General features: G+C 68.1%; 3 protein-coding genes. 2 read left to right on the forward strand and 1 reads right to left on the reverse strand.

Annotated elements, in window-relative coordinates; all coding sequences use genetic code 11:
* Positions 1-102: 102 nt before the first annotated feature.
* On the reverse strand, positions 103-447 hold the full coding sequence (locus tag AB0M30_RS47200) for a transposase (RefSeq protein ID WP_364599195.1): 345 nt from the start codon (positions 445-447) through the stop codon (positions 103-105).
* Positions 448-1,147: 700 nt separating this feature from the next.
* On the opposite strand from AB0M30_RS47200, the gene AB0M30_RS47205 reads away from it, so the two are divergent.
* Together AB0M30_RS47205 and AB0M30_RS47210 are read left to right on the forward strand one after the other, a co-directional pair.
* Positions 1,148-1,762, forward strand: coding sequence for a hypothetical protein (locus AB0M30_RS47205; protein WP_364599198.1), 615 nt, complete (start codon positions 1,148-1,150; stop codon positions 1,760-1,762).
* Between the two features lie 38 nt (positions 1,763-1,800).
* A complete protein-coding gene (locus tag AB0M30_RS47210) occupies positions 1,801-5,538 on the forward strand; it encodes a glycoside hydrolase family 2 TIM barrel-domain containing protein (protein ID WP_364599201.1) in 3,738 nt (1,245 codons plus the stop codon).
* Positions 5,539-6,637 lie beyond the last annotated feature (1,099 nt).

The following is a 6,637-nucleotide window of genomic DNA, read 5'->3' on the forward strand; positions in this document are numbered from 1 at the left end:
GAGCAACGCAAGGTCCGCTGGCAGTTCACCACCGACGACGCACGCGTCAAACTCCGCCACCTATACCCCAAGAGTTAGCCGCGACACGCTACTAGTGGCTCGTCACGCAACCTTGGTCGGGTAATGCGTCCAGGTCCGGATCGGTAAGTCGGTGGCGAACCCAGTCTTGGGCTGGGCGCGAGCGTTACGCCACCGGATGTAGGCCTCGATCGCGGCGTACTGCTCGCCATGGCTGCGGTGGTCGGTCCCGTCGAGCGCGAAGTACCGCAGGGCGGCGAACTCGGCCTCGAGCCAGTTCAACCACGACCCGTAGGTCGGCAGGAACACCAACTCGACCTGGTTGCCCGCGCACCATGAACGGAGCTTCGAGTGCCGGTGCGGGGAGAAGTTGTCCGCGATGACATGCAGCTTCTCCCTAGGCCACCGTGCGCGCAGGGCCTTGAGCACGGGTCACAACCGAAAGATCACGCTGATACTTCGGGCGATTATCGATCGCAAGATCGGCCATGACCAGGAGTTCTGATCCGGCTACAGCCGAGAAGATCACGTGAAGTCGAGGAACGACCAGTTGGTGGATCACCCGAGCACCCATACCTGCGCCATAACATTTCACCAGCCTGGGCCACTGTAGACAGCATCATATCGGGACACATAGATGGCCTGCAGCCGTCACTTCGTTGCCCTAGCAGCGCCTCGAACAGCAGCGACCGGATCGCGCCGAACGTCCGCTCGACGGTCTGCTTGTCGGTCGGGCGCAGCACCAGCGCAGGCAAGCTGAAGGCGTTCGGAGCCGCAGACCCGCCGACGGAGGAAGTAGCGCACAACCTGGAGATCGTGCTGCGCAACCAGTGACCGGCCGCCTCCGAACCGATTCGACGGCCTGCTCGGTTGCAGCGTAAATTTCACGTCCTGCGCGGTCTCGCCGTCAGGGAGTGGCTGCCGGATCGGCTCGATCAGGCTCGCCGATATCGAGACGGCACAAGGAATCCCTGGCGATCCCCGGGCTGCGGCGACGTCCGGCGGATGATCACCTGCCGCTGTCGGGCGCAAGACGTCGTTGACCTGCCGCCGACCGGGTCCGTACCATCCTGGCGAACCCATCGAGCGAACCGGTTCGACGCCGACTGCTCCCGTGGAGAGGGCACCGATGTCCAGCTCACCGCACCAGTTTCCGAGGTGCCAAGCGAACCGGCCGCTCGCCCTGCTCGTCGTCCTGGCCGGGGTGCTGGTGCCGGCGGCGCGGCCCCACGCGGCGGCGAGCACCTTCACCCTCGGAGCCCGGCGTACGGACACCGCCGGTCGCGCGCTGCAGTTGCACGGCCTCGGCATCGTCCAGGTCGGCACCACCCGGTACGGCTTCGGTGAGGACAAGACCGGCCAGACGACGGCGAACACCGCCTTCCGGGACATCCCCTGCTACATGTCGACCGATCTGGCGAACTGGACCCACCAGGGGATCGTGCTGGCGAAACAGGCCAGTGGCGGCCTCGGGCCGAAGCCGCATCGTCGAACGGCCCAAGGTCATCTACAACGCCACCACCCGGATGTACGCGATGTACCTGCACATCGACAACACGAGCTACTGCGATCAGCGGGTCGGGGTTCCCGACCGTTGAAGAGCCCGCGCCCCAGCCGGATGTCGCGCGGTCGGCAACCTCGCACCCACCCCGCACCGACGATCCCGGTGCCGCTGGTGGTGCCCGCGTTGGGCGATGTCGAAGCACAGCTCGGACTGAACCACCAGCGGAAGCTGCGGATCTGACGCCGCCATCACAGTTCCACGCACTCACGGGAGAGATGATGATCGACCCGCAGGACCAAGGACGATCCGTCCGCCGGCGCACGGTTCTCGGCGGGGGGCTCGCCGCTCTGGGGGCCGTGGCCCTGCCGGGCGGGATCGCGTCGGGCACGCCCGGCGCGGCACCCGAAGCCGCTGCGGCGTGGGTGGACCCGCCCAACGGTTACCCCGAATGGAACAACAACATCGGGATCTTCGAGGTCAACTCGGAGCCGCCGCACGCGACCTCCATGCCGTACGCCGACCTCCAGCAGGCGCTGGACGCCGACCGCACCACGTCGCCGTACCGGCTCGACCTCACCGGGACGTGGCGGTTCAAGCACGTCGCCAAGCCCGCCGACCGTGACCTGAACTTCCACCGCACCGACGTCGACGACACCGCCTGGCCGACCATTCCGGTGCCCGCCAACTGGCAGCAGCACGGCTACGACTTCCCGATCTACACCAACTTCACCTACCCCTGGTGGGGCGCCAACGGGCAGAACGAGAACGCCCAGCCGCCGTTCGCGCCGACGCGGTTCAACCCGGTCGGCCAGTACCGCCGGCGGTTCGACCTCCCGGCCGCCTGGCAGGGGCGGCGGGTCCACCTGCACTTCGAGGGCGTCAAGTCCGGGTTCTACCTGTGGGTCAACGGAACGAAGGTCGGGTACCGCGAGGGCTCGTACACGCCGGCCGAGTTCGACGTCACCGACTACGTCCGGGCCGGCTCCAACCTGGTCGCGGTCGAGGTCTACCGGTTCCCGGACGGGGACTGGATGGAGGACCAGGACATGATCCGGCTGTCCGGGATCTTCCGGCCGGTCTTCCTGTACTCGGTGCCCGCGGTGCACCTGCGCGACTTCACGCTCACCACCCCGTTGCGGGACAACTACACCAACGCCGACCTGGCGGTGAAGGTCGCGGTGCGCAACCGCGGCGCGCAGCAGTCGGGGACGTACTCGGTGGAGGTCCAGCTCTACGACGCCAACCGGCAGGCCGTCTGGCCGTCGCCCCTGCGGGTACCGGTGAACGTGGGCGCGGTGCCGGTCGGGCAGGACGCGGCGGCGCAGGGTTCCCAGGCCGTCCAGGGCCCGAAGCTCTGGTCGGCCGAGCACCCGAACCTCTACACCGCCGTGCTGCAACTGCGCGACCCGTCCGGCGCGGTCACCCAGACCGCGTCGGCACGGGTCGGCTTCCGCGAGTTCACGCTCTCGGGCGGCCTGATGCGGATCAACGGTCAGCCCGTGTCGTTGCGCGGCACCAACCGGCACGAGACGAACCCCGACCGCGGGCAGGCGTTGACCCGCGAGGACATGGTCACCGACATCAAGCTGATGAAGCGGCTCAACATCAACGCCGTCCGCACCTCGCACTACCCCAACAACGCGGTGTGGTACGACCTCGCCGACGAGTACGGCATCTACGTCATGGACGAGGCCAACCTGGAGACCCACGGCGTGCGGGACAACTACCCCGACTCCAACTCCGCCTGGACCGCGGCCGTCGTGGACCGGGCCGTCCAGATGGTCCACCGCGACAAGAACCACCCGTCGGTCGTCATCTGGTCGCTCGGCAACGAGGCGGGCGGCGGCAGCAACTTCGTGACGATGCGCAACGCGATCCGCTCGGCCGACCCGACCCGGATCGTCCACTACGAGGGCGACAACCGGCGCGAGGTCAGCGACATCCGGTCCCGGATGTACGAGAGCCCGTCCACGGTCGAGGGCCGCGCCAGGGACACCTCCGACACCCGCCCGTACGTGATGATCGAGTACTCGCACTCGATGGGCAACTCCAACGGCAACTTCAAGGAGTACTGGGACATCGTCCGGCGCTATCCGGTCCTGCAAGGCGGGTACATCTGGGACTTCGTCGACCAAGGCCTGCGCCGGCCGATCCCGTCAGGCGGCGGCGGGACCTACCTCGCGTACGGCGGCGACTGGGGCGACAACCCCAACGACGGCAACTTCTGTGCCAACGGCATCGTCACCGCGGACCGGCGGCCGGCCGGCAAGGCGGCCGAGGTCAAGCGGGTCTACCAGGCGATCACCGTCTCGGCGGGCGCGGACGTCACCAGCGGGGTCGTCAAGATCACCAACGAGAACCTGTTCACCAACGTCAACGAGTTCACCGGCCGGTGGGCGCTGGTCGCCGACGGCACAGCCGTCCAAAGTGGAGCGCTCACCGCCACGCAGCTCGACATCGCGCCGTTGACGAGCAAGACCGTGCAGCTGCCCGTGCAGCGGCCGACCGCCCCGGCGCCGGGAGAGGAGCACTTCCTCGAACTGTCGTTCACCCTTACGACCACCACGGCCTGGGCCGACGCGGGGTACGAGGTGGCGCGGCAACAGCTCCCGGTGAACTTCTCCAGCCCGCCCGTCGTGCCGACGCCGGTGGCGGACGTGCCGGCGTTGACGGTCACCGAGGCCAGCGACCGCGTCACCGTCGCGGGCACGGACTTCACCGTCGTCTTCGCCAAGGCGACCGGCACGATCAGCTCGTTCGACGCGATGGGCGTGCGGCTGGTCAACTCCGGCCCGGTGCCGAACTTCTGGCGCGCGCCCACGGACAACGACCGGGGCAACGGCCAGCCCAGCCGCAACGGCACCTGGCGGCGTGCCGGCCTGGACCGGACCGTGACCGGGTTCTCCGTCAGCAAGCCGTCGGACCGCGCCGTCCGGATCGCGGTCACCGGCACCCTGCCGACCAGCACCACGTCGACGTACACCACGACGTACACGGTGTACGGCAACGGGGAGATCAAGGTGGACAACACCCTGCACCCCGGGGCGACCAGCCTGCCGTACATCCCGGAGGTGGGCACGATCCTGTTCCTGCCCGCGGACCTGGAGCAGGTGCGCTACTACGGCCGTGGGCCGGAGGAGAACCACTGGGACCGCAACAGCGGGTCCGACGTCGGCGTGTACTCCTCGACCGTCTCGGGGCAGTGGACCGGTTACATCCGGCCGCAGGAGAACGGCAACAAGACCGACGTGCGGTGGGCAGCGTTGGTCAACGGCAGCGGCCGTGGCCTGCTCGCGTTCGGCGAACCGCTGCTGGAGGTGAACGCGTCGCACCTCACCCCGGAGGACCTGTCGACCGGTACCCGGCACGACTACCAGTTGACGCGGCGGTCGGAGGTCGTGCTGCGGCTCAACCACCGCCAGATGGGTGTCGGCGGCAACGACAGCTGGGGCGCGCAGACTCTGGACCAGTACAAGCTGTTCGCCAACCGGGACTACTCCTACACCTACCGGCTGCGGCCCCTGCCTGATGTCGGCCAGGCCCTGGCGCTGTCCCGGCGACCGGTGGAGACGGCGGGCGGCGGCAGCGGTCCGCAGACCGGCGTGTACTACCGGCTGGTGGCCCAGCACAGCGGCAAGGCCGCGGACATCAACGGCGCGTCCACCGCGGCCGGCGCGCTGCTGATCCAGTGGTCGGTGTCCAGCGGGCTCAACCAGCAGTTCGACTTCGTCGACTCCGGTAGCGGCTACTACCGGATTCGGGCGCGGCACAGCGGCCTGGTGTTGCAGGTCGCGAGTTCGAGCACCGGCGCCGACATCAGCCAGCAACCCGATTCCAACGCCGCGAGCCAGCAGTGGCGCGTGGTGGACCAGGGCGGCGGCACGGTGAGCCTGGTCAACCGCCAGAGCGGCCTGGCGATGGACGTGTTCAACACGTCGACCGCCGACGGCGCCCGCATCTCGCAGTGGACCCCGGGCGGCGGTGCCAACCAGCGCTTCGCCCTCCAGCGCGTGTGAGCCGGTAGTCCGGGTGCGGACCGACTTGGCGCAGGTACCGAGGTACCTGCGCCAGGTCGGTCCCCGTTGACCCACCACCCTGTTCCGAACAATCGCTCCACCCGCGTCGTCAGGTGAGGGCTTGAAGCCCGTGGCGATCAGCCACACGACCAGTGAGAGCTCCCACAGTGCGATCGGAAGTGCCGCGAGCCCCGACTTCGCGGAGGTTCGTCCCCAGACGTCGAACAGCACGGCGGTGAAGGAGGCGACCCGAACAACGAGGTCTGGCCGCGGCGACCGAGTTCGCCGCCCGACGATGCCGAGCTCACGGTCGACATTATCTGTCTGCACAAGTGGGCGTCGAGTTCGATGCAGTATTCGCAACAGGGTCGTTCCAGGTGCCTCCGTATTGTCAGGTGGAACGCATGTATGGTCGCTCGGCACAATTTGTGCAGTTGAGCACTCGCCGCCGAACTGCTCAGCGCGCCGCTGCCCCGACCAGATCGTCGGGCAGCACCCACAGCCGTGCGGCTTCGGCTCGGTTGGGGTGTAGCCGGCGGTGCCCGGTTCGCATGGGGACATGCCTGCGATGCGGTGATCACGACCGTGACACGGACCAGCCCCAGATCGGCTCTGGCGAGCGCTCGGAGGTCTCGGTTCGATCGCGACCCATCGACCGATCGCGCTGAAACTTTCATCGGCACGAGGCCACCGGCGTGGCGACCTGAACGGGCGATCACCGAAGCGCCCGCCGGCGATCGTGCGTCGGCGGGCGGCGCCCCGGTGGCCGGCTTCGCCGGCGATCGAGCACGCTCAGCATTCCGGGAATGCCGTGCACAGACGTGTTCGATCACCCCGCCGCCGTACCCCGCAGCGCGATAATTGCTTGCCTCCAAAGGATCCACTGCGAAAGTTTCGCGACGCACGCCACGGCAGGCAGGCCGGTGGCGCACCGGCCGGACGATCATCGGGCTGCTTGCCGCACCGCCGGCCGGCTGCTATTGATAGAGCGCGAGCCGGACCGGGATCGTGACTGTTCAGGTCGTTTCTGGGCTGTGAACGGGACTGTGGGATGATCTTGTTGTGGGGGAAGGTGTTCGTCCGTCGTATGATGAGCTGG

Origin of the sequence: Amycolatopsis sp. NPDC051716, from assembly GCF_040681595.1 — a bacterium.
GTDB lineage: Bacteria > Actinomycetota > Actinomycetes > Mycobacteriales > Pseudonocardiaceae > Amycolatopsis.

What these genes read in the sequence shown, in the direction of transcription:
- AB0M30_RS47205 (WP_364599198.1), top strand. Translation starts at nt 1,148, where the DNA reads ATGTCCAGCTCACCGCACCAGTTTCCGAGGTGCCAAGCGAACCGGCCG.
- AB0M30_RS47210 (WP_364599201.1), top strand. Translation starts at nt 1,801, where the DNA reads ATGATCGACCCGCAGGACCAAGGACGATCCGTCCGCCGGCGCACGGTT.